24 protein-coding genes are annotated in these 25,588 nt (G+C 33.3%); 14 read left to right on the top strand and 10 right to left on the bottom strand.

Annotated elements, in window-relative coordinates:
- Positions 1 to 81: 81 nt before the first annotated feature.
- The 9 genes from ACY2RU_RS03650 to ACY2RU_RS03690 form a co-directional block, all read right to left on the bottom strand.
- Positions 82 to 552: a hypothetical protein gene (locus ACY2RU_RS03650; RefSeq protein ID WP_490137045.1), complete on the bottom strand. Its 471-nt coding sequence runs from the start codon at positions 550 to 552 to the stop codon at positions 82 to 84.
- Positions 553 to 600: 48 nt separating this feature from the next.
- A complete protein-coding gene (locus ACY2RU_RS03655) occupies positions 601 to 1,107 on the bottom strand; it encodes a hypothetical protein (RefSeq protein WP_490137046.1) in 507 nt (168 codons plus the stop codon).
- Between the two features lie 422 nt (positions 1,108 to 1,529).
- Entirely contained in the window at positions 1,530 to 2,255 is a 726-nt protein-coding gene (locus ACY2RU_RS03660; protein WP_490137047.1) for a hypothetical protein, read from the bottom strand.
- Positions 2,256 to 2,658: 403 nt separating this feature from the next.
- Entirely contained in the window at positions 2,659 to 3,354 is a 696-nt protein-coding gene (locus ACY2RU_RS03665; RefSeq protein ID WP_490137048.1) for a Crp/Fnr family transcriptional regulator, read from the bottom strand.
- 39 nt (positions 3,355 to 3,393) lie between these two features.
- Positions 3,394 to 5,124 carry an APC family permease gene (locus ACY2RU_RS03670; protein WP_490137049.1) on the bottom strand — a complete coding sequence of 577 codons (1,731 nt, stop codon included), beginning with the start codon at positions 5,122 to 5,124 and terminating at the stop codon, positions 3,394 to 3,396.
- A 65-nt stretch (positions 5,125 to 5,189) separates the two neighbouring features.
- Positions 5,190 to 5,645, bottom strand: a complete 456-nt coding sequence (locus ACY2RU_RS03675) for a hypothetical protein (RefSeq protein ID WP_490137050.1) — start codon at positions 5,643 to 5,645, stop codon at positions 5,190 to 5,192.
- 96 nt (positions 5,646 to 5,741) lie between these two features.
- Positions 5,742 to 5,924 carry a hypothetical protein gene (locus ACY2RU_RS03680; RefSeq protein ID WP_490137051.1) on the bottom strand — a complete coding sequence of 61 codons (183 nt, stop codon included), beginning with the start codon at positions 5,922 to 5,924 and terminating at the stop codon, positions 5,742 to 5,744.
- 19 nt (positions 5,925 to 5,943) lie between these two features.
- Positions 5,944 to 6,624 (bottom strand): hypothetical protein, encoded by a 681-nt coding sequence (locus ACY2RU_RS03685; protein WP_490137052.1) that lies wholly within the window; start codon positions 6,622 to 6,624, stop codon positions 5,944 to 5,946.
- A 33-nt stretch (positions 6,625 to 6,657) separates the two neighbouring features.
- Positions 6,658 to 7,173 (bottom strand): hypothetical protein, encoded by a 516-nt coding sequence (locus ACY2RU_RS03690; protein ID WP_490137053.1) that lies wholly within the window; start codon positions 7,171 to 7,173, stop codon positions 6,658 to 6,660.
- A 202-nt stretch (positions 7,174 to 7,375) separates the two neighbouring features.
- Between ACY2RU_RS03690 and ACY2RU_RS03695 the strand changes: the two genes are divergently transcribed.
- From ACY2RU_RS03695 to ACY2RU_RS03750, 12 genes are all read left to right on the top strand, one after another.
- On the top strand, positions 7,376 to 7,570 hold the full coding sequence (locus tag ACY2RU_RS03695; protein WP_490137054.1) for a hypothetical protein: 195 nt from the start codon (positions 7,376 to 7,378) through the stop codon (positions 7,568 to 7,570).
- Between the two features lie 428 nt (positions 7,571 to 7,998).
- Positions 7,999 to 8,487, top strand: a complete 489-nt coding sequence (locus ACY2RU_RS03700; RefSeq protein ID WP_490137055.1) for an asparaginase domain-containing protein — start codon at positions 7,999 to 8,001, stop codon at positions 8,485 to 8,487.
- A gap of 141 nt (positions 8,488 to 8,628) precedes the next feature.
- A complete protein-coding gene (locus tag ACY2RU_RS03705) occupies positions 8,629 to 9,414 on the top strand; it encodes a LuxR C-terminal-related transcriptional regulator (RefSeq protein WP_490137056.1) in 786 nt (261 codons plus the stop codon).
- Positions 9,415 to 9,684: 270 nt separating this feature from the next.
- The gene (locus ACY2RU_RS03710) at positions 9,685 to 10,521 is read left to right on the top strand and encodes an RteC domain-containing protein (RefSeq protein WP_490137057.1); all 837 of its coding nucleotides are present in this window, start codon (positions 9,685 to 9,687) and stop codon (positions 10,519 to 10,521) included.
- 313 nt (positions 10,522 to 10,834) lie between these two features.
- On the top strand, positions 10,835 to 11,119 hold the full coding sequence (locus ACY2RU_RS03715; RefSeq protein ID WP_490137058.1) for a helix-turn-helix domain-containing protein: 285 nt from the start codon (positions 10,835 to 10,837) through the stop codon (positions 11,117 to 11,119).
- A 3-nt stretch (positions 11,120 to 11,122) separates the two neighbouring features.
- On the top strand, positions 11,123 to 11,875 hold the full coding sequence (locus ACY2RU_RS03720) for a hypothetical protein (RefSeq protein ID WP_490137059.1): 753 nt from the start codon (positions 11,123 to 11,125) through the stop codon (positions 11,873 to 11,875).
- Positions 11,859 to 12,521, top strand: a complete 663-nt coding sequence (locus tag ACY2RU_RS03725; RefSeq protein ID WP_490137060.1) for an ATPase — start codon at positions 11,859 to 11,861, stop codon at positions 12,519 to 12,521. The genes ACY2RU_RS03720 and ACY2RU_RS03725 overlap by 17 nt, the downstream gene beginning before the upstream one ends.
- Positions 12,522 to 12,687: 166 nt before the next feature.
- Positions 12,688 to 15,510 (top strand): TrlF family AAA-like ATPase, encoded by a 2,823-nt coding sequence (locus tag ACY2RU_RS03730; protein WP_490137061.1) that lies wholly within the window; start codon positions 12,688 to 12,690, stop codon positions 15,508 to 15,510.
- 6 nt (positions 15,511 to 15,516) lie between these two features.
- The gene (locus ACY2RU_RS03735) at positions 15,517 to 16,839 is read left to right on the top strand and encodes a hypothetical protein (RefSeq protein WP_490137062.1); all 1,323 of its coding nucleotides are present in this window, start codon (positions 15,517 to 15,519) and stop codon (positions 16,837 to 16,839) included.
- Positions 16,809 to 17,489 (top strand): chromosome partition protein MukE, encoded by a 681-nt coding sequence (locus tag ACY2RU_RS03740; RefSeq protein WP_490137063.1) that lies wholly within the window; start codon positions 16,809 to 16,811, stop codon positions 17,487 to 17,489. Before ACY2RU_RS03735 ends, ACY2RU_RS03740 begins: the two co-directional genes overlap by 31 nt.
- The gene (locus tag ACY2RU_RS03745; protein WP_490137064.1) at positions 17,479 to 20,778 is read left to right on the top strand and encodes a hypothetical protein; all 3,300 of its coding nucleotides are present in this window, start codon (positions 17,479 to 17,481) and stop codon (positions 20,776 to 20,778) included. The genes ACY2RU_RS03740 and ACY2RU_RS03745 overlap by 11 nt, the downstream gene beginning before the upstream one ends.
- Positions 20,771 to 21,730 (top strand): hypothetical protein, encoded by a 960-nt coding sequence (locus ACY2RU_RS03750; RefSeq protein ID WP_490137065.1) that lies wholly within the window; start codon positions 20,771 to 20,773, stop codon positions 21,728 to 21,730. Before ACY2RU_RS03745 ends, ACY2RU_RS03750 begins: the two co-directional genes overlap by 8 nt.
- Positions 21,731 to 21,800: 70 nt before the next feature.
- Here the strand turns inward: ACY2RU_RS03750 and ACY2RU_RS03755 are convergent, their stop codons facing one another.
- A complete protein-coding gene (locus ACY2RU_RS03755; RefSeq protein WP_490137066.1) occupies positions 21,801 to 22,433 on the bottom strand; it encodes an N-acetylmuramoyl-L-alanine amidase family protein in 633 nt (210 codons plus the stop codon).
- Positions 22,434 to 22,622: 189 nt separating this feature from the next.
- Between ACY2RU_RS03755 and ACY2RU_RS03760 the strand changes: the two genes are divergently transcribed.
- Together ACY2RU_RS03760 and ACY2RU_RS03765 are read left to right on the top strand one after the other, a co-directional pair.
- Positions 22,623 to 22,910, top strand: a complete 288-nt coding sequence (locus ACY2RU_RS03760; protein WP_490137067.1) for a hypothetical protein — start codon at positions 22,623 to 22,625, stop codon at positions 22,908 to 22,910.
- Positions 22,911 to 23,181: 271 nt separating this feature from the next.
- Positions 23,182 to 25,584, top strand: a complete 2,403-nt coding sequence (locus ACY2RU_RS03765) for a TraG family conjugative transposon ATPase (RefSeq protein ID WP_490137068.1) — start codon at positions 23,182 to 23,184, stop codon at positions 25,582 to 25,584.
- Positions 25,585 to 25,588: the final 4 nt, after the last annotated feature.

Consider the following 25,588-nt stretch of genomic DNA (forward strand, 5'->3'; position numbering starts at 1 on the left):
TTTTAGTGCTTTAATAGAGGTTTGGATATTCTTTTTTACGCTATCTTCAATACTTAAGTCTATATTTTTTAAAGATAAAATTTAATTATGAATTATTTTCTCATTGAGTTCTTCAAGGTTTCGATTAAATTTTAACAGCCAATCTTTTATTTTTTTTGCTTGATTAGGATGAGACTTTGATGAAAAATATGTACCCTCAGTTGTCTTAATCCAAATTGTTAATAGCACTCCAGACAAAGTTCTATTAGGTGTTACTCTGGTGTAAATATCAACTTCTTCATTGTTAAGTAATGGAAATTTTACGTCTTTTGAGTGCATTTCATAATTACCTTTTTCAACAAAAGTAACATAGGTTTTTCCGCCGTGATTTTCAATAAATTTTTCCCAATGGTACAATACAAATCCTTCATTTAAACCAATAATATTTGTAGTAAAACTATTGGCAAAGTGATTATATGGAAGCGGTTCTTCTATTACTTGAAAGGATTGTTGTGCTAATGAACTAGCGACGCTTATAAGTGCTAGACATAGTGTTATAAATTGCTTTTTCATTTTTCCAGTTTAAGCAAAACATCTACCAACATTGGTAGATGTTTGTTGTTAATTATTTTTCTTTTCTGTGCCATCATTTGGTATTGCAGGAATAATTGCTCGTTGTTGCCCTCGCATAAATTGTTGTTGCATTGCTTGCATTTTTTCACGAATAGCATTTATATCTGGCATTCCGTTTCCGAAGTCGTTTCCGAAGAAACCATCGCTGAAAAACTCTTCCATAAATAATGAGTCTTTTTTAAAAAACTTTGGAAAATCATTTCCCATCGAACTCGAAAAATGTTGACTAAATTTTGATTGAAAGGATTGCATAATGCTATCTACTTGTTGTGGGTTAACTTCTTTTGCATTATCTGCAGATGACCAAGAATAAATGGAATCATATCGTATAAGATTACCATTTTCATCAACTTCTTTGTTTACCGTCCAATTACCTTTGGGCTTTTCAATTTTTGAAGTTGATTTGTTTTGTTTTATTTCTTTCTCTTTTTTCTCTTGTGCACTGCAACTAGTAGCCAAAATTGCTACCAATGAAAGTGTGATTAACTTTTTCATTTTTATCAATTTTAAATTAAACTTTTTATATTTCTATTTATAACAAAATAAATACCAAACAGATAGTAACTTACCATTTGTCCGTTTCATTTTGTCATAACAAATTTCGTAAAGACTAAAATGGATTACTAATGAAACGACTTATATAAAGTACAGATTTCAGCATACTGAACATAAAAAAGCGGAACTACAAGATTGTAATTCCGCTTTCGCTTTTTTTCTTTTTCAATTGTTCGTGTAGAATTTTATTTTAATCTGGACGCAGTAAATTCTTAACTTTATTTAACATTATTTCGTACCAAAATCATTGTCATTAAACGTGATAGGATTAATTGCGTATTGGAATCCAAACCTTTTTTATCCATATTTTTCCGTTTTGAATTAAAGATATTGCACCATAGTTAAGTTCCATTTATAGTACACTATTTACAAAACCCTGTTTTCATTGAAGTAATAATTAAGCAATCTGTTTTATCTGCAAGCCATTTCATACCTGTATCAATACCATTACCTTTTATAATAGTATGTTTTTTCATATCTTTTGTAACAAAAACAATTTCTGGTTTATCTGTTATTTTTTCGCTCATTACTTGGGTAACATCATCAAGCCCATAAATAATAACATCATAGAAATCTCCGTGCGGTAAAATCTCCAACATTGTTCCTTCCACTCCGTTCCATCTTCCAATCCAGTTGCTTGTTGGGTAATTAGAAGATAACTTTACAAACGGGCTATCATTGTTAGCCATATTTTTTTCTGAATTTGTCCGTAGGTTAACTACCTTCCTGTCTTTACTAGGTACAACTCCATAACTCACAAAGCTAAAATCATCTCCTGTTCCAGTTAATCTCACTAACTCTAAATGCAAAGAGTCGTTTTTAAATTTCCAGTGACGGCCAGCCCAATACGGATTTCCGGCCAAAGCAAATGTACCGTCTGCTCGCAGTTCTAAAACATCTTTTTCACCATCTTGGTCACGTAACCAAGCACCTATTAATTCATCCTTCGAATAATGCTTCGATTCTTGTGCAGAATGAGTTACATCTTTTTCTTTTGCAGCCTCCTTGCACGATATAAAAGTGATAATAACAATAGCACTAATTAACAATGTAAGCTTTCTTTTATAGGCATCGCTTGATAGATTCATAGTTTTTAATATTACTGTTATTTTGTTTCTTTTATCGAATATACTGTAAATTTTAGTGCATTTAAATTCAATTTATATCTTAAATCAATTGGAATCTGTGAGTCGTTTATTACATCCTTTAAAAAAGTATGGCGAACAACCATTAAAGAATTTAAAAATAAGGGTGATTATTTTTTGCTAAAGGCTTCGTAAGAATTAAATAATGATCATATTTAACATAACTCTGAAACCTCATACGGAAACTCATCACCTGTTGAGCTTATGAACATGAAATTGATAAGCACGCCCCAGGATTACAATGGTTTTCAGACTAGTTTGAAACCAAATAAGCCATTTTGTTTTACATACTCAACACCTATTTAAACCCTTCTATATCTTAGACATTTTTAAACGAGCTAAAATTTTAAAAGCAATTAACTATCTTCATTAATTCTACATGCTGAAGGATTTCAATTTTTTTTCCTTGACAACGAATTAGACCTTTTCTTTTGAAATCTGAAATCATTCTAATTAGCGTTTCGGTACTCGTTCCTGTAAGGTTTGCCAATTCCTCACGAGAAAGGTATAAACCTGTATGCTCATTATCATTCTTAATGAAGTTATTGTTTAAATTCAAGAGTACAAGAGCAACTCTTTGTTTTACAGATTTTGACATTAAATTTAACAAAGCATTATCCGAATCGAACAAATCTTGGATGGTATGTTTCAATATATCAAAAGAAAAATCAGGGTCTCTCTCGATTAAACATCTAATTTCACTAGATGGTATAAAAGAGATTTTAACTTTGTTAATGGCGGTGGCAGAAAAATATGATGGTTTTCTGAAGAGTAAAGATTCAAGACCAACTATATCGCCCGAGGCTGCTAGCTTAACTATCTGGATTCTACCATTAGCATTAAGTTTGGATAGTTTTAAAACACCTTCTTTGACACAGTAAAGACCATTAAGTGTCCTGCCTTCTACAAAAATGACTTCTCTTTTTCGAAATTGAAGTTCACGTTTTTCGTTTATTTTATGTACTAATCGATCGTGATTACAAGTCTGAAAAGAACTAATCTTCTCATAGAGACGACCATCGTAAATACTCCAGATACTCATTTGGAATTCTAGTTTTAAAATATTCCATGCTTAAAAAAATTATATAATTAATCGCACTCCACCTAACTCTGAAACCTCATATGGAAACTCATCATCTGGAGAACCTATGAACATAAAGTTTACCGGGATATCCCAATCTTTGGATAGCTTTTGAATAATTTTTGGTCCAAATTTACCTTGTATCTTTATGTATTCAATATCGATTTTTGGATACTCTCTATCCAATACTTCCAAGTCGCTTTCTAAACGCTTTGGCGGCTGCTCATTGTCTTTTAAAACAGTAACTACCTTCAATTTTTTGGTATGTTCGTTTTTGGTGATGTATAGCATCACTTTATTGAGAGTTGCAACATCATCCTCGTGCGTAAAAAATACAAATTCTTGAGAGTTGATGTCATCTATGGTTGCCATAATTTTATGATTAGAACGTTGTACAAACCGTTCCACTGGACTAAAACCATACTTAATTGCTCGCAATACAAACTTTAAAATCACAGTTCTATTCAGCATAAAAACAACGATGAGCAGCGTAGGAATTAGATATTCTAAAAAGACACCTAAATAATCTGGATTCATTATAACGTTGCCAATTAAGGCAGCAATGACAGCTCCAACAGCAATAAATAATCCAACCCAAGATGATTTTTCGGGACGTGGCAAATGTTTACGACGTACTTTCAGCAGAAAATTTCCTAATCCAAATAAGGTCATTACAGAAAGAAAAGCAATGGTGTACACACCAGCCAAAGCTCCTAATTCCCCTTTGGTTATTAATAATATAGAAACACACAACAAGAAAAAGACAATGGCTATTCTGTATGAGCTACCTCTTTTGTTTTTCTTCAATAAATATTGAGGTAAAATCCTATCCAACGTCATTCGCTCTACAAGCCCAGTGACACCAACAAAAGAAGTTAATACAGCTCCACTTAACACCAAAGCTGCATCAATAGAAATTAACGTAGATAACCATCCTCCACCTGACAACTCCCCCATATAGGATAGTAAGGTTTCTTTATGACCTTCAACTGCGGGAATGGGTATGAGCGCCAATGCTAGAAAAGCCATAAGCGGATTAAAAACACTTACCACTATCCACATATTTCGAAGTGTTTTTTTAAACACCCCCTTTTTCTGTTCTTCTACAAAATTAGCAGAGCTTTCAAAGCCACTTATACCAAGCATTGCTGCACAAAAGCCGAAGAAAAGTGCCATTGTAAGACCTCCTTCTATTGGCCTATTAAAATTTTCTGTCAAGACTTCCCAACCATTTGTATAAATATAGTGCCCACAAAATGCGCTCAAAGCGATAAGCGAGACCATATGAAACACAAAAATCACCGTAGCTACCAATGACGATTCCCCAATACCAATAATTGTGAGTATCATAAAAATTGCTAACAGAGAAATAGTTGCGATGGTAATTGGCCAAGCTTCGTACAAATTATGCACATAATGCATTCCTTCACTTGCAGAAATTACAGCCGTTGCCATATAAGACAATAGGGTTAAAGTGGCTGCTAATGATGCTGTGGATTTACTTGTAGTGTTTAGTAGCGCATTATATGCTCCTCCATTAAGTGGCATTGCTCCAACAACTTCGCCATAAATCTTCCTAAATAAAAACAGAACTGCAGCAACAATTAATAATGAAACCCAAGCATATTGCCCAGCATAAGCAATTGCAAGTGCTGAAACATAGAGACAGGATGAACTAATGTCATTTCCGCAAATTGCTGTGGCTGGAAATTGTCCTAATTTTTTTTTCATCCTTTTTGATTATTTTTTAGTGTAGCATAATATAATAATGTCTGATTTTTAATTCAAAAAATAAATTAAGTATTTTTTCTCAAACCTGTTAAGAATGAAGCACATATTCCAGCTACAACTGTCCCAGCTACTAATTCTATAGTGGTAAAAAATGCCATCTCAATGACAGTATCTGAGCTTCCAAAAGTTTCTTTGGCTTGAATAATTGAAACTTCCTGAGGATTGAAAAAAAGATATATCAAAATAATAGGAACTAGAATTATTATAAGTCGCACACCCATTCGGGCACAAAGCAAAAACCCTTCTATAAAAGTAGTATTTCTATGATATTTGGTGTAATTCCAGATCATTACCGAAAAGCCTATGAGCAACATCAATACAAAAACCATTCGAAAAGCTGGACTTTCATAAATCTTTAGCAAATGTAATATTGCAGAAAAAATTATAATTCCTAGAGATACCCTAGTAGCATAAAACCAAGCTATCTTATTTTTTGACCATTTTTTAATATTAAATAACATATTTGTGTGTTTTATAATGTCAAAAAGCCGTAGAAGTGAGTAATATATATAAGAGGATTTATCATTCCACTGTTACTACGGCTTTAGGCAATAAAATTAGGGATGTAGCTTTTCTTTCAATTTTTGAAGTTCTTCTTCAGTCTCTTTTAGATTCTTCTTTGACTCTTCAAGCTTCTTTTTATTGCTATTTGTATGATGATCATAAACATCTAGCGAAAATCTTTTGTGACGATCGTGAAGTCTTTCCAACTGTTCCCGCTCATTAAATGCGTTTAACATAAATTTGTTTTTTTAATTACTAATAGTAAGGCTGATACGTTGGGTAGTGGTGCTCAGGATGATGTGTCTTAATATGCTCATTAGCTCTTTTATTATGGTCTTTCATTTTATCCATAAGTTTATCTAATTCTTTTTCCAGAGCCTTTCCTTCATCATACAGTTTTTGCCCTGAACCATCTTTATCTAAGGATTTGTTGCCATCTTCGTTTTTTAAAGTACTTTCAAGAACCTTTAGGTTTTTTCTAAATTCTTTTTGCGAAATATGGTCGTTTACTTTCTCTGGCTCTGTCAAAAAGTATATATCATCGGAGATTAAATAATCGTGACCTATTGCTAATTCAGCATTTGCCATTGCTTCTTGAAGACTATTAATATTAATTTTTTGATTAGATTTTAATCCTTTTTGAATGGCTTTTAGTTGACTAATTGACTTATCTAAACTTTCTTTAGCTTTTCCTGTTAACTCTTTGCCTTCAGTTTTTAACGCTTCGATTCCTTTATTAAGTTGCGAGGCAGCTTTGGCGTGATCATTACTCTCAAGTGATGTAATTGTTTCATCAAAATAAATATCAGATTCATTTGGAAGCCCGATTTCAGTAACTTCCTCGACAATGGCATCTTCATTTTTAACCTCCTTTTTACAAGAGACAATGGATATTAAAACTAAACTTAATACCGCAAATTTTAATTGATTTTTCATTTCTAAATTGTTTTTAGTTATTGTTTAATAGACTTATAAGATTTCTCCGTTTTCGTTGGTGTAAACTTTAATTTTATTTCTATTTTTCTTTAGGTATAGCTTGTATCTGATGTTTTCTTCTTTTCCAGCCTTATGCTTCATTTTGTAAACATCTTTTGTAATAACCCATCCTGGATATTCTTTTGCAATTTTGTTTCTAACTTCAGCTGGTAGTGGAACATTTACCCCTTTTTCCATCGAATAAATCAAATTCCCGTCCTTATCGTAGAAAGCTCTTAATTCATCATTGCCATTTTTTAATTTAATCTCATAGCTGCTAAAATCTCCAGTCCCCAATTTGTCCGTTTCAATAATTATATCTTCTTCAATAAAATTTATTGGAATGGCATAAAATTCATCGAGTTCATAGTCTGGAAAATCTTCCACAACTTCATCAATTATTACCGTTGGCACTTCTTCTTTAATGACTTTCGCCTTGAAAATTACTTCTTGAGTAAATGATTGCGTTATCACTCCAACCATTAAAAGTGTAATCATTGTTGTTTTCATTTTGTTTACTTTTTAACATTAATACATAGCAAAGTTCAAAAATGTTTGCATTTTCGACGAAATATTGAAGTGATGAAAAGTTCAGATTTCAGAATTATGAACTTTTATTACAAGTTATCTTTCATTTTTCATAGAAAAACAATAAATCAATTGTTTCGTTTTTGTTAAAAATTTAGATTTATGCTTTTGAATTAATTAAAATATGACTTCGCATAGAAAACGGAATAAATCATCAGGACTACCAGAATTAATAGCCATTGCGTTAGGAGGAATGGTAGGTGGCGGTATTTTTACTATTTTAGGTATTTCTGTTTCAATGATTGGTAATCTCACGCCTGTGGCGATCATTATTGGTGGTGCTATTGCGGCATTGGCAGCTTATTCTTACATGAATTAGAATAACAGCCAATTCATCTTCTGTAATAACGATACTATCTATAATTGGTTTGAGCTTGGGTGGTATTTTGATTTTATACTAAGAGTTTTCGCAAAAATGGGATGAAATGCTCATTATCATAATATTATATCTTACGCTGTTGTTTGGAGCCTGGTTTTATTCCAAATTGAGGCATAAATCGAAATAGAGGCATAATTACCGATAATTATTCTAAAACTACTCTTTCAATTAAGTAAGTGGTTAACTTAAAAATGCACTGATACTATTTTATTCCTGTTTGTGTGTTATCATTTATTTCTATATAAATTAAAATCGGTTAACATTTCAGAAATATGCACTCATAACATAAGTCAAATTCCAAAAATAAGTTTAAAAATGTCCACATTTGTATAATGATAAAGCATCAAAATTTTGAAAAATAAAAAATTATGATTCAAATATTTAGTACTGGCGGAACCATAGAAGGATTAGAATACAATGATGTAAATAAGAAAAATTCCCAAAGAGGTGTATCCATTGAAACTTTTTTATCTCAATTAGAAATTACTGTGCCGTATACAGTTGAAAAAGTCTTAGATAAGGACAGTCGTTTTGTTACTAATGAAGACAGAAAGCTATTAGCTGTCAAAATAAAAAACAACATATGGGATAAGGTGCTTATTACCCACGGTACAATTACAATGATAGATACAGCACAATACCTCGGACGATTAGGATTAGACAAAACAATCATTCTCACTGGTGCATTTATACTAGGCACTGAGCCAAATACAGATGCTTCATATAACCTTGGCTTCGCAATTAATAAATTTGATAGTCTTAAGCCTGGTGTTTATATCGCTATGAACGATGAAATATTTGACTGGAATAACGTTAGAAAAAATACCGAAGAAAATCGCTTTGAAAAACTCACATAATGACAGAGTATGTTTGGCACTTCAATACATTGGACAACCTTCTTCTATTTATTAATAGATACGTTCATTGTATTACTTACCCTTTACTTTTCGAGAAAGAAAACACGAAGTAGTTTAAGACGGTTTCTCTATCTTGGAATTTTGTTCATAGCCTATAATTTCACAGGTGGCTTTTTACCAATTGACAACTTTCCAGGATCATTAATCGCCCAGTATATCATCACCTATGGTATTGCAATTGCCTTATGCGTTTACATTGTTTATTATTTATATAAAGAATACGATATAGTTGTTCTAAAGTTCAATTCTTCAATCAGAAATCTTACTATACTTGCAAGCGTTAGCTTTGTCGTGCTTTTTTTGATTCCATATTTTCTAACTAATTCCCTTAAATCGGCTAGATTATTATTTACAATACCTATATCAATTGCCGCTTTGATTTTCTTAATTATTTTCTACAGAAGAATATCAAACCCAAACAATCCTAATTCATTTATTTTAAGACGAAATAAGCTTTCTATAATAAGTGTAACTAGCATCGTACTATTACCAATTTGCACTGTAATTGGCGACTATCAATGGATAACATTCACAGTTATGAACATTGCTTTTTATGCCATTACTGCAATCGAAGCAGATAGATATTTATACTTCATAGAGAACAATAATAGAATGTATGAAGTTTTTGCTCTAAAGGAAAAACAGAAAGATGAATCCATTGAGCGCAGGATTATATATGAGGATTTGACCAGACGGGAAATTGAAATAGCACTTTCGATTTTAAGTGATTTGAGTTATAGAAATATTGCCAAAGATTTATTCATTGCCGAAAGTACGGTATCTAAACACGCCTCTAATATATTCAAGAAAACTGGGGTAAAAAATAGACGTGAATTCTTAAAACGATTCCGCAAGAGAAAAAGATAGACTTTTTCTAATACCCAAGGCATAGTGTTTTTAGTATCTCACAATATTCCCGTATAAAAATACGGTGCTTTCCGCAAGTAAATACGGCTAGTTTTCCTTGTATAATTACTACTTAAAACTAACTTACTCAAAGTTCCATAAAATCAACAAATAAGCCACAAATATTATGGTTTTAGGCATTCATTATATAAATTTTGCAGGACAATAATATAATTTAACCTTATCAACAAAATCCCATACCTATGGTTTCAGAAAAAAAATTGCCTACCTATGAACTCTCAAATACTATCAAAAAAGCTATTAAAGGACCTGGATGAAATAAAAACTCAAAATGGTAATATTTTAGAATGTGCTTGGCGTTCAATAAAAGCTTGTCGAAAATTATTAAGCACCTATAAAAAAGAAATCCTATCTAAAGATTTTAAAACCATTAAAGAAGAAATTCAGTTCTTTAAGGAAACTAAACAAGTGCCTCTAACAAAACTTATCTACTTTTCAGAAATCCACTCGTTTGAAGTTCAATTTCCTAAAGGAAATAAAGATTGCCAGTTAAAATTCATTAAAAAGAAAATCAACAAACTAAATCGCTTTTTCCTATACAACATCGATTTTGGTCGTTATGTAGATTCTGGTGCTACTCATTTCGACAAGGAATATTATACACGCGATTATCTGGAAACTTTTCATATCACAACATCCAAATTCTACTTCCAAGACCCTGAATTTTGCACACCAAGGGATATGTTACTCGGCAAATACAGAGCTTTTGATCTGTTAGTTTTTTATTTAGATGAAAAGAAGCATAATATTCGAAAAGGATTGAATGGAAAATATAATGACATCAAACCAATAGAAAAAATCGATTGGCCATTTTCTAACACGGATTATGTAGAATTACTCTATGCATTGTGTTCAAAAGGATTGGGAAAACAAAATAATCAAGGCATTATGAAAGTCTCAAAGAAGTTGGAACAACTATTCAATATTGAACCAAAGGATATCTATAAAACCTATCAGGATATCAAAAACAGGAAGAATAGTAGAACCCTTTTTCTCGATCAACTTGCTACATCACTACTTATAGAAATGGATAAAAGCGAGGAATAGTCGCAATTTTCGGACTGTCGCAATCCTTTCTGCATTCTGTTAAAAAAAGACCGTACCACGGTTGACCTATGGTAATTCAATTTTTTATTAAATTTTGCTCTTTGTGCTTTTCTAAAGCATACTTAAACACATCAAAATCAGGCAAACTACGCCAAATTTTAAGATGTTAAATTTTGACCGTAGTACGGTCGTACCGGGGAATAAAATCCAATAAATCTATTCAAATTTGTAGAACGAAAGTCAAATCAAGCTAGGGGCTATCAATTAAAAATTTAAAAACCTTGATAGCCCTTTTCTTTAAAACCGTTCTATTATGCCGACAAGTATTATTACCACAGACGACCTTCGAGATTTTAAAATGGAACTACTCGATGACATTAAAAAATTACTTACCAATCAGTCAAAAGGAAAGCTTAAAAAATACCTCAAATCTTCAGAGGTTATGGATTTACTTCAAGTGAGTCCTGGCACACTTCAAAATCTTCGTATCAATGGCACCTTGCCCTACACTAAAGTAGGTGGCATTATTTATTACGATACAGAGGAAATCCAAAAAGTGATGGACGCTAACCGTGTCCAGCACAGATTAAATTCTTAACTGATGAACTATATAAAGCTACTTAACGCGGCTTTTGAAAAGTTCTATTTTGATGACCGCCTAAATCCTACCCATATCAGTTTGTATATGGCTCTGTTCCAGGAATGGAACAGCTCTCGGTTTATGAAAGAATTCTATGTAAACCGCAGAGATTTAATGCGCTGTGCCAAGATAGGCTCAAAATCAACGTACCATAGGTGTATTGTAGATTTGGATGCTTGGCAGTACCTATCCTACTTTCCTTCCAACAATCCATACAAAGGAAGCAAAATTAAGATGGCCATTATTAGGACAAGTGACGAACCAGCTACGGGACAGTACAACCCCATATTAGAACAGCTTGCAGAACAGTACTATCCCAGAGGTGTACCGCTTGATGGACACCACCATCCCGATAACGGACAGGCTGTGTACCAACACCGTCCCATAGGTGGACAAGCATTGGTATCTAATACAAACAATATCAAACAAGAAAACCATATAAAACAGCCAAAGGGCAGGCAGGCCTGTATTTTATTTTTTGAAGAAAATGGATTTGCTGCTGATGAAGGAACAAAATTCTACGAGCACTATGCAGACCGAGAATGGAAAACAAGCGACGGAAAACCTATACGGGATTGGCGCTCATTGGCCACGAACTGGATGGATAGAACCGAGCTTTTTGAAGAAGAAAACAAACCAAACAAAAAACAAGCATCCCAAATCAAGGACAACTTGCGAACCACTAAAAACAAAGACTATGGACAACCCCTCTAAAATTATCGAAGGTGCCGTGGAATATTCGCTGGGAAAGTTTGATGGAAAAAGTGTTCTCTACGACTTTCCAAAAATTCTGATTTACCTGAATGCCAAAGGCAAACTATTGTTCGGTAAAAAATTTAGGATTTATGATGAGGATAGGGATATTTTACTAAAACTTTGTTCATACTTCATAAGAGACAAGGAAAACTGTGAGAAATATGAAATAGATATTGACAAAGGTGTTTTACTTTCTGGACCTGTTGGATGTGGCAAAACTAGCCTTATGAAATTACTACGCCACATAGTTCCGATGCAACGTCCTTACGAAATGATTCCCTGCCGGAATGTAACTTTTGGTTTTAACCACCTTGGCTTTAAAACAGTTGAAGAATATGGCAATACCAAATTGTATTGTTTTGATGACTTGGGTGTAGAACCGTCTGGCAGGTTTTATGGCAAGGACTTAAACGTGATGGGCGAAGTGCTCTTATCACGATATGAACTCTACCTTGACACTAAACGCAAAATTAAAACCCACGCCACTACCAATCTCAATGCTGAAGAATTAGAAGAACGCTATGGCAATCGAGTTCGTAGCCGAATGCGAGAACTTTTTAATTTGATTGCTTTTGATAAGGGATGTAAGGACAAGAGAATATAATCTTATAATTCAAGTAGTTATTTGCGGAAATCCGTAAGAAATTATGTTAAAATTTTAATATATTTATAGGCAATAAGGCCACATATAGATTTTTTTATAAAGCCAGTGAAAATTCATTGGCTTTTTTGTTTCTTAAAATTGATTATTAGTAAAAACTATTATACTTATGAATAAAAACTATCCAAAAGGTTCTGAATGGCGCAAATGGGATTTGCACGTACACACACCGGAATCTGCGCTTAATAATGGTTTTGGTACTGATTGGGATGAGTACGTGAAGCAACTCTTTACCAAAGCTCTAACTCACAATATTGCTGCTATAGGCATAACAGACTATTTTACTATAGAAGGGTACAAGAAGCTTAAAAATGAATATCTTAATAATGATACAAAACTTAAAGAGCTAGAATTTAACAATGACCAAATCGAAAGGATACATCAAATTTTAATATTACCTAACATTGAATTTAGGTTGGACAAACTGGTTCAGGATAATCGAGTAAACTATCACGTAATATTTTCAGATGAAGTTCCTATTGCAGACATTGAAGAAAATTTTTTGCAACAACTAAAAATCATCGTCGAAGGCACCCCTCAACAAGCAGCAGAACGAAGAGCTTTAACTAAAAGTAACCTTACCTCTTTAGGGGAAAGGCTTCAAAATGAGCACGTTCATTTTAGACAACATCCAAGTCACCTCTATACAGGTATGATGAATGCTGTCGTATCTGATGATGAAATCTCGAAATTATTATCAGATCAACCATCATTGTTTAAAGGCAAATATCTAGTTGCCACACCATCTGATGAGGATTTAAGTGATGTTGAATGGAACAACCAAGGGCATTTAACACGTAAAATTCTGATTCAGAAATCTGACTGTTTATTTGCTTCAAATCCCAATACTAGGAAATGGGCATTAGGAAAATTTAATGAGAGCCCACAAGAATATATTGACGAATTCAAATCCTTAAAACCCTGTATATGGGGAAGTGATTCGCATTCATTTGATGAGCTTTTTACCAAGAATCTGCCAAGACTTTGCTGGATTAAAGCTGATCCGACTTTTGAAGGTTTAAAACAAATCATCTATGAACCTGAAGAACGCGTTAGTATAACAGACCGTAAGCCTGATGAGAAAAAGGTCTACGAGGTTATAGATAAAGTACGGTTTATTGACCCCGCCTTCACAACTGCACCTATTGAGTGTAATGAAAACATGACTGCCATCATTGGCGGGAAATCTACTGGTAAATCCATATTACTAAAAAGCACGGCTAAAACTGCTGATATTGCTGAATATAACAAACGTAATTCATCCGCTAATATAGTTGATAAAAGACCTGTTAGTAGTTTTGAGGTTATCTGGAAAGATGGGCAAACCTCTAATCTTGGTGCTGAAAAAAATCCTGCAAAGAAGATTATCTACATACCACAATCCTATTTAAACAGAGTCGTTGACGATGGTGAGGACACTGGTGATATAGACGAAATAATACAAGATGTCTTGCTGCAAAAGGAAGAATTTAAAGCTTGGTATGATTCGTTAAATGACAAAAAAAAGGAAATCGCAAACAAAGTAGATACAGCGATAAAAAACCTCTTTGAAAACATCGGGATTAACATCGAAAAGAATCGACTAAAAAAAGAGTTAGGTGACGAAAGTGGCATCAAAAAACAGATTGACAAGCTGAATGAAGAAATTAAAGGACTTCAGGAAAAGTCCAAAATTAGCAAAGAAGAGCTTGATGCGTTTAATCAGACCAATGCTCAGATAAAAGAAAAAAGTGCTGCTATTGATATCCTTAATAAGGATATCCTCAAGTTAAAATCATTGAAAGACATCAGTATTCAGATCAATGAAAATCTCACAGAGAATATCATTAATCCTGCGCTAAAAAAAGATATAGAGACTTTGTCAACTACAAAAACCACCATTTATAAAACGGACTGGGGTACAGAAGTAGATAAAAGAATTACAGGACAAGAAGCCCAAATCCTTACATTGACCAAAGAAATTGAAGTACTCGAAGCTTCCATAAAGGATATGAAAGAAGCTCTAAAAGACCAGAATGTACTTAACGAATTAATGAAAGACCTAGGCAAAGAGGAAAAAATTCTTTTGCAAATTGCTGAATACCAAAAAGAAATGACCAATTCCTATAAACTTATTGAGAAAAACATTCAGCTTCTCGCTGATTACAATTCAGAGTATTACTCACTTTATCTTGAAGCAAAGGATAGCGTTGATTTATCTGATTTTGACGATGACCTATCGTTTGATATCCTAACCAAATTTAAAAAAGACAATTTTCAAGAATCCTATGTTCAAAAAAGTTTTGATGGTCGTGCGACAGCTAGTAGAGATTACGACTATCTAACTCAATATGATTTTGCCAGTCTGGAAGAACACAAGACGTTTTTAAAAGCAGAGGCTTGGAAAATCATAAAAAATGAAATCCCAAAAAGAAAAGGGCTCACAAATAAGGAAGCTATAACTTCCTTATTTACCAATTGGTTTATGCACGATTATAAGGTAACGTTTCAAGATGACGATATTTCTGATATGTCACCAGGCAAAAAATCGTTTGTTCTATTACGCTTATTAATTGATTTAGATGACAGTCAATGCCCTATCCTCATCGACCAACCAGAAGATGATTTAGATAACCGCTCTATCTATAATCAGGTGGTGAAATTTTTACGTAAGCGAAAGAAAACTAGGCAAATAATAATAGTAACACATAATCCAAATCTAGTTTTAGGTGCGGATGCAGAACTAATTATAGTAGCCAATCAAGATGGTGAAGGCACTAAAAATAGAACACATCCATTTGAGTATATTTCTGGTTCTATTGAATATACAAAAGCAGAAGACAATGAAATCACTGAAGTGCTATACAAAAGAGGCGTACAAGAACATATTTGTGATGTTTTAGAAGGTGGTCCCGAAGCCTTTGACAAAAGAAAGAAAAAATATAATTTTTAATTTATTTTGGACAGTTTTAACCTCTACAGAGAAGCAAAAGACCAGTATGACAAATTAATCCCAGAGAAAAACGATGGATTAATTCTTCTGTCTCTCTATGCAAAATATAAAGACAATCATTTTACCGAAGGGAATATTATAGCAACCATTACAAAAGTTTTTAAAGATCAGGGTAACGAGAGTTCTAGAACCGAATACAACAGAAACAATACAATCATACTGCGATTTCAAGAGTCTTTTTTATGGCGGAACGATTCTAGAAAAACATATCAGTTTAAAAAATATGGATTAGAGTTATGTCAGAATATTGAAAAACGGCTTATCGAAAAATATGATCCGGCAAAAATTAAAAGGTTTTTTGCAGAGCTTCACAAAAGTTTATCCGAAAATATTGATCAGAACAGAGATTTTAACGAATGGATGGAAGATCATTTCGAGTTAAGACTTCCAGCTCTTACTTCACAAATAGAAATTTTAGATCAACAGGTTAATGAGTCTGTTATTGATTTTAAAACAGGGATCAAATCTGAAGACCAAGGGATTCTAGAAATTCTTAAGGGTATCGAAATACGTCTAGAGGTAATAAAAGACCAAGCCTTAGAGCTGAGAAATGCTTTCCAAATCTCTTACGATATCGATGATCTTTTACTGAGTTTACTTGAAGACAATAAAGGACAAGACTATGTTTCAGATATTCAGAAAGTTCAACTTTTTCACGATAATTCCCGAAGTCAGTTAGAACAGATAAGTAAGAGAATAGAAAAAATAAAGCCAAGAATTAGAGAGTTCATTTATGACTTCAACAAAAAGAACTTTGATAGAAAAACAAACAAGTTTATTGATTATTTACTGAAGAGTTCAAAAGTCGTTAAGGATGGAAGCTCTAAGAAAATTCAACTTCCTAATAATCTATCTGGCTTAGCGATAAAATCACCGAACCATAATCCTCGATTTGAAATCATTCCCATTAGAGAAATTAGTCCCAAGTTGCCTGTCGAAGTAACCAAGAGAAAAGTAGATACTTTTAAAAGAACCCAACTGCTACAAAAAACGCTTAAATGGAAACAAGATAAAGAGAGAATTCAGCATTGGACTAATCTTATACTGGAAGAATTGGAACTAAAGAATTCTGTAGATTTTACGCCTTTTTTCTTTGAAATATTAAAAGAAGACCAACTAAAAATTGCAGTGAAGACAGCTCATAACCTAATTAGAAAAAACAAAATGGGCAAAATTAAATATGAGATTAAAATTAATAAAGAACGGACACGAGCAATATCAAAAACTAGTATATCAATATGGCAAATGACATTACAAACAGTACAATAACATATGATTTTTTAGCCCATAATAAGGCAAAGAGCGTTTTTGCAAAGCTTGATTACACACTTAGGAATGGTGTTCATATCCAAAGAGAATATCCTTCAAATGTAAATCTCTACCGCTTTTTAAATGATTCAGACAACTATGACTCACTTAAGAAATTTTATAAAGATTTTTACAATTTAAACCTTGTAAAAGAAGGGTCAGATTTCAATAATTATTATTATCTAAATTTTAACGAAGATGGTAAAGGCAACGTACCTTCTGACAACAGAGATTATTTAAGAAGCGAATATATTATTATAGGAATGCTCTTTCTAAAAATGTATAAATTGGACGGGAACATTGAACTCGAAAGTATTTCAAGTTTCATAACACTTTTACACGAAGAATATGAAGAACAGAAAAACGCTTTGAGAAAATTAATAAATGATAATTCCTCTGATAAAAGTACGGATTTGGGCGACGAAAGATTTGAGTATGTTGTAAACAAATCATTTGAGAAATTCGCTGACCTAGGGTGGTTAATGTGGGAAAGTAATGATGAAAAAGACAAGTTTAAAATAATGCCATCATTTGAGCGCTTGCGCATCAACTATCAACCCCAAATTGAAACTATAGACGATTTAATAAAGGAAGTCAAAGATGCAGAGTAACAATTACCCAAGAATTTACAGTTTATCGACAATTGGTATAAAACAGCATTTTAATGCAGATTATGTCTTCCACCCCTATCGTACCGACTTTAGTGGCGAAAGTGGCAGTGGTAAAAGTATGATTGCAGATATGATTCAACTAATTCTTATTGGTTCCAGTGAATTTGTATCTGCAACTGACGGGAACAAGGATAGAGACGTTAAGGGTATGCTTATTTCTTCTACAGGAAAAACCGCTAGTAGAGGATATATTTTTCTCAACATTGAAGTTAGTCCCAAGAAGTATTTAGTAATTGGTGTTTACATTGAGGGAACAAGCAATGCTGCCGAAATGTTTATCATTCAAAATGGTTACGATTGGGATAATCTTACCTTATTGACCAAACCCGTTCTGCACGAAGACTTGATTTTGGATAACAAGGTAGATATACTAAAAAATCTGTGTGACAGGATTGACTTTGTAAGAATGATGACCTTCAGAAGAAGAGATTACCACCAAATTCTATACGACAATAAAATTCTTTCTTTGAATTTAACAAAGAGCGAAACTCTAAAAACATACGCAAATATCCTGAGGTCTTTCGCAAGAGGAAAAGGCTTTAAAACTGAATCCGAAAATTTAAAAAAATTCTTATTTGGCGATGATGAACAAAATACCATTATCGAAAAGTACAACGAGGAAGTCAACAATATCAGTAACGATTTTCACGAGCATATAAGATATACCCAAGAAATAGAACTAATTAATGAAAAACAAGACATAATTAAAACTGCTTTAAAAAAACAGAAAGATTATAAATCGATATATACAGAATACTTAATTAAAAAATTCAGTTACTGGAATAGTTTTAAAAAGAAAACCCTTGAAGAAAAAGGTAAATCTGAAGAAAAATTAAATCTTAAAAATAATGAACTGCGATTTGTAGAAATTGAGATTTTAAAATTGCAGTTAAATGACATTAAAGAACTCTTAGACCTCAAAAAGAAAGTTTCTAAGCTTTCTAAGGCCAATAGCTCTGAAAATAATGTAGAAAAGCAGTTTTTTGAAATCGGTCAAAGACAGAGACAAGTGGATATCGTGGAAAAGTGGATGGCCTCACACGATAATGACATTGAAAAAGTAAAGACTTGGTTTACAACCCAACACACTACCAATGATGATAAATTAGCTCTTCTAAAGTTCATCAAATATTTACAAGAAAATAATATTCAAAACGCTTTTGAAACATCTGGATGGCTAAAAGATTTTAAAAAGGAAAAAGAAGCTTTCTCTGAAAAAATGAAGGAATTAGAAAAGGAAATAGCCGGACTGGAATCCTTATCAAAATTTTCAGACCTGAACAATCCTGAATCATTGGTAAACTGGGCACTTGAAAATTTAGAGTTTCCATTATCGCCCATATCTGAAAGTACTTTAATCTATTTCCAAAAATATGGTAGAATTAAACCTTCAGAAGAAAACACCAACAGATATGTGCCTTTTCCTGAATATCTTTTTGAGCAATTAGATGCAAACATTAAAGAAGAAAGTGAGAAAGGGTTCTGGTTAAATCTTGATGGTGTTTACGAATTTATAACCTTTTCTGACCATCAAATTTTAAATGTAAAAAATCCAAATGATATCGTCGCATCTATTTCTAAACTTAAAGAAGGCGTTGATAAGAAGTTAGCCGAACTTAAAACAGAAAAACAAAATATAGAATTTCTTAAAAACACATTATTCGAATTCGGCAATATAGAAACACGCATAAATCTTTATAAAAACCAAGATAAGCTTCTTGAATTTAAAATAGATGATAGTTTAAAAGATATGACTATTGAGACATTTAATCTTCATCTAGAGTCATTTGATGCAAAAACCGAAATAAATAAAAAATATAGTTCATTACAAAAGTCATATCAAGAATTTACAAGTCGAAAAACTTTGCTAACAGGTTACAACCAAACAATTGAAAAGCTTCAAACTACATATTTCGAAAATGTTGATACTCTCGACATTAAAAATATAAAAGATAGGATTACCATCGAGGAAAATCATCTAGAACAACGGAATATCGTTTTAAATGAGACCGACTTCGATAGAGATTCATTTATTGAGACAAATAAAAATTCCATTATCAATCAACAAAAACTTTCTGATTTAAAGTACGAGACTGCAAACACCATAAAAGACCTTAACCAGAATATTCAGCAGTATGATAAACAATTAGAACTAGCAAGAGAGCAAATACAAGAAGCTACAAATCTAAACGAGCAACTCTTTAAATCGACGATTGAATTTGACGATAATACAGAAGAAACAAATAATCCAGATGATGGTGGAATCAATTCTTTTCAGCATAAAGCGAATCAGTCTCAACAGGCATATATCGAGTATTTAAAATTAATAACAAAAGACTTACCCTATGACGAGACGGCATCTATTGGACAATTGGCACACCATTTATTACCAACAGTATTTCCATCTACAAAAGTTGACGAAGATTTAATAAAAAATGACATCGTAGAAAGGTTAAACAAACTTACTCAGGATATTAAAGAAATTGGCTCCAGAAAGGTAGAGATTTTAGGTAGCATATTTAATGAAGTCTATAAGGTCTATTCAGGATATCTTACCAAAATAAATGATATAGATAAGTATCTAAAAAAAGGTAACGCAGGTATAACTGGTGGCAACAAGGCATCGTTGACATTTAAAAAATCGATTCATTATCCTGAAAAATGGCTTACTACATTTAGAAAACAGTTAAACAACCAAATTAGTTATACTGGTTTATTTAGTGACCTTCGCGAAGAAATTGACATTAATAAGATGATGATAATGGCTTTTCAGAAATTAGGTGGTAGCACTAAAGTTGAACCTTCAGATTTAATGAACCCAAAATCGTATTTCGACTTGGTTTTTGAACTTAAATTAGAAAACGAAGAAGTCAATTCAGGCAGTAACGGACAGACCTATGCTGCAAATGCACTTCTTTGTTTGGCAAGATTATCGCTTATTGAAGAAAAGGATAATACTGGCTTAAAAATTATGCCCATTGATGAAGCGGAAGGTTTAGGCAGTAACTATAATATGCTACACGAACTGGCAAAAAAACAAGACTATCAAATAATTACAATGGCAATTGAAACTGCTGGTGAAATAACCGAAAATGGTCAATACATATACATTTTAAATGAAAATAATTTAGCTAATGCAGAAAGCTTCGTTCCACCTCTTGGTATATTCTCTGATGAAGTAACACAAGACATTGACCAATACATAAAATCTCAATTAGATAATGAATAAGAATGTCACTTGGAAAGAACTAAAAGCACTTGATGATTTATATCGCCATAGGAAATCCCGAGCACTCATTCAAGGACATCCTTACATACACTATCTCATACACGAAGACGGTGTTCTAGACCTTAAACCAGACAACAACAAAGTAATAATTACTACAGATAGGTTTAATGAATTTTATGAAAAGGACTTTAAAAAGGTCTTTGAAGAAGCAAAAAAATTTCTTATTGAGAACAATATAAAACCGACTGCAAACAAAGTTTTTACCATTGAGGACGTTACAACATTAATGCTCATTGCTGAAAATAAGTCTGAATTAAAAAACAACCCAACCAATATTGAGGACTTTTCAAATGAGTTTTTTGACACCTCGAAGTATCTTAAAAATAAAACAAGTGTTAGACAAGCTGTTTTTAAAATATTAGATATTGAACGGTTTCCATTAGATACAAAAGAAAATCAATGGCGATTGGTTATCGACAATCAAAACCCAAAGCTGGTAGTTATGTGCGAGAACAAATCCTTCTTAAAACAACCTTGGATTGCTAAGGAAACCCAGACTAAAATGTGGTATGTTGGCGGTAATAATATCTCAATAATTGACGATATAGACGAAAATGACCTTTCAAAACCAATCTACTATTCCTGTGATTGGGATTTAGCAGGCTTACAAATTTATTTAAGAGTAAAAACTAAGTTGAAAGAACGAAACAAGGATATTCATTTATTGTACCCAAATGAACCGCATAAAAGAATTAGCACTTATATTGACTATCATTACAGTCATTGGGATTTGACGAAATTACTTTCAGGATTGAAATTGCAAAGTTTTTCCAGAAAAGAAATTGAGCTTATAAAATCACTTATTGACAAAGAAGAATGGATTGAAGAAGAATCCTTTAATTTACAGAAAATGATTTCTGATGTATTACAGTTTTCCTCTTCTAAAAAATGATTTATATAGTTCCAAAATAATAGCTCTAACTATTTTGATTATCTCAATGCCTAATTCCCTCATAATTTCTTCATTTTTTAGTTAAACTTTCCAATATAATTAAAGCCAGAGCTTCGGTTGATTTAGGCTTTTTATAATAAGCAGCTTCATCCTTATTACTCAAAAATCCCAATTCCAAAAGCACGGAAGTACAATAATCAACCGTTTCTCTTAGAACCTGAAAATTCGCAAACTTCACACCTCGACTTTCAAAATCTAGCTCTAAGTTAAGGGCAGCTTGTAACTGAAAAGCAAACCAAATAGATGCTCTAGAATTTGCTGATTGCTTTTTTGAAACATAAACTTCAATCCCTCTTGCATCTGGATTATCCGAATGATTGCAATGCAAGGACACAAATAAATCGGCTTTTAAGGCTTTGGCCAGCTTAGTCCTATCCGATAAAGAAATGAGCGTGTCAGTATACCTTGTCAAATAAATATCCAAAGGCTTCTCAGATTCTTCATTTAGCCTCAAAATTTCCAAAGCGGTATTCATTACAACATCCTTTTCTTGGATGCAATTCACCCCAATTGCACCAGAATCATTTCCACCGTGTCCAACATCAATTATTATTCTTTTTTGGGTACCCGATTCTTGTCCTAAAATGATGCACATTTTCAATAGTAAAATCACAAAACTGACGTTTTTGAGCACTTTTTTCATTTTCATTTTTCAGGTTATCAACAACTTCCCTTTAAAATTCCATAGCATTTGATGCCAAATAATAGCAACAGAATCCAAACGACATCAAATAATATTTTGTTCACAATTATTTGATTTACAGTTATTTATGTTCAAATATATGTAAATTTCCCATAACGAAAACAATACAAAAATTTAAACTGTTACGTTATGAAAAAATATCACTATTTAGCATCCTTTCTCTCGCTCTTATCCACTTCGTTATTTGCTCAAATTGGTGGCATTGAAGATTCCGTTAATGATGTTGGCGATACCATCAGAGCCATATTTCCCATTTTACTAGGTGTCATCTTTCTTGTTGGCTTCCTATTTAATGCGGGACATTTCTTTGGTGAAAATGCTGACCTTAAAAAAGGGATTACCCGAGTTCTCGTGTTTGTGTTGATTGCCGGTGCGGTAGTCGGCATCTTCACATACCTCATAGGAATTGTAGTATAAATGAAGCGATTCGAGGTCTATAAAAACATCAGGAAACGGGCAGTCATTTTTGGCTTGCCCATTTCCCTGTTTGCCTTAATGATGGTTTCCATTCTTGCATCGTTATTAATCATCATTTTCTCTTTCAGCTTCGGGATAATAATAGGTGTACTGGTTTTTAATGCTGGGCTCTATTTGGTATTGACGAGAATAACCCATAACCCTCAGCTATTTCAAACAGCTAACGCATTCCCAAAAATAATAAGCAACAAAAGAAATTCACGTTTCAACTATGAACAAGATTAACCTTGCAGCATATCAACCCATTTCAGATATTCAGGACAATATCGTCTTTGCCAATAATGGCAATGTGGTTTTGTGCTATGAAGGTAACCTACCAGAAATCTATTCTTTATCCGAAAAGGATTTTGAGGATATGCACGGCGCCTGGTTTCAGGCTTTGAAATCTCTGCCTGTTGGGACCGTGGTTCATAAACAGGATATCTATTTGAAGAAATCCTATTCTTCGGAACAACTTCCAAATACAACCTTTCTGGAAAAAGTAACCCACGAGTATTTTAAAGGTCGCGGACACATAGAGCATAAATGCTATCTGTTCTTTATTCTGACCAAGAATAAAGCACTTAATAATTCAAAATATATCAATCCGTTCCGGAAGGTTTCTAAGGGAATTTTGCAAGAACTAGATGACAACGTTAAGAGTTTTGTCAACTCGGTAAGCGATTCCATTTCCTTCATCAACAATAGCCGAAAGATGGAATTTATTTCGCTTAGAGCGAAAGAGATTCAGCAACTCACGAATGGCTATTTCAATGGTTTCAACGAAGGCTTTGATACCGACATCATTTTAGATAAAAAAAGCGTCAATATTGGCGAAAACCATTTTGATGCCCTAGCCATTAATAGCGAACTGTGCTTTGGCGAAAGTGTGCAGAGTAGCAAAACCAATGAGAAATTCACTTCTGACGATTTTGTGTTTCATCAAGGGTTTATTGATGGCTTAGGGCTTACGCTTAACGAAAATCATATTGTCAATCAGATTCTCTATCTCGACGACAAACAAAAGTGGCGCAAGCTTCTGGATAAGAAAATTGAGGAACTTAACAAAAGTTCCAACTTCGGGTCGCAGAACAAAGTTGTACTTGGTAAGATTCAGCATATTCTTGACCAAATCAATGCAGATGATAATGCACGTATAATTCGTGGTCATTTGAATATCGTGTATTGGTCCAAAGATGCCAAAGAGCTCGATAAGATAACCTCTAAAATCAAGACCGAATTTAAAGAACTGGATATCATCCCATACTATCCACGAGGGGAAGAACGAAAGAATTATATCCTGAATAGTTACTGCTGTTTTTCTTCTAATTTCTCGAATAATGATTTATACGTTACCGATTTGAAGCACGCCCTGTGCCTGTTCATTAACAATACCAATTATAAGTCCGATGCTACCGGAATCATATTTAATGATAGAGAACATAATATTCCTGTTTTAAAGGATGTCTGGGACGAGCGTAAGAAGCGCATCAAGGCACGGAACTTTGCCATCTTTGCACCTACTGGTGAAGGCAAATCCTTTTTGGCAAATAACATTCTGCGCCAATATTTTGAAAGTGGCATTCGATTGGTCATCATCGACTTGGGCGGATCCTACACCAAGTTTGCCAAACTCTACCCAGAAAAATACACGGTGCTGCGCTACGAAAGTGGAAAGAACCTGGGCATCAATCCTTTTTACATCAGCGATGTCAATGACCTTACACCTGAACGTTTGGAAGACTTATCTGTGTTTCTTTTTGAACTGTTCGCTTCAGATTTAAAAGTGACAAAAGCACAATCGGTTTCGGTCAAAAAGATATTGCGCCACTACTACGATAGCATTTCAGAAAACCACTCTTTAGATGGTTTTTACAGCTTTATAGAAAGGAATCGGAAAGAGCTTCTGAGCACCCTTAAAATCCATCCCGACTATTTTAATGTTACGAGCTTCTTACACGTAATGTCCGAATATGTCGGCGATGGTCTATATAGTTTTCTGTTCGAAGTTAGCGAAGACCAAACCTATAAAATTGAGGACAAACGATTGATTGTTTTTGAACTGGATGAAGTAAAGGACAATAAAGAAATCCTGTCGGTAATGTTGAAGCTGATTAAGTCCGCTATCCAAAGAACGATTTGGAAAAACAGAGCAGAAAAAGGCATTATTCTTTTCGATGAGTTCGCCAAGCAATTGAAGTTCGATAACGTACTGGAAAGTGTGGAATTTTATTATCAAGCCATCCGAAAACAGAACGGTGCAATTGGGATTATTCTTCAGTCCATCAATCAGCTGCCGAACAATTCGACTTCCGCAAGTATACTCGAAAACACACAGGTCATCTACAGCTTGAACAATGAAAAAGGCTATGACGAACTGGTTAAAAGGCTCAACCTTTCAAGCCACGACTTGAACCAACTTAAATCCATCAAGAACAACCTTTCCGGACCACGGAAGTACACTGAAATGTTTATCAAAATTGGTAGAGAAAGCAATATTTTCCGTCTCGAAGTACCAAAGGAAGTGTATGCCGCCTACTTGACCGACGGTAAAGAAAATGAGGAAATAATGAAACTCTACAACGAGCATCACGATATGGAAAAAGCAATAATTCAATTCACATCTAAAACATAATATT

It is taken from the genome of Ulvibacter sp. 2305UL32-6, from assembly GCF_058148545.1.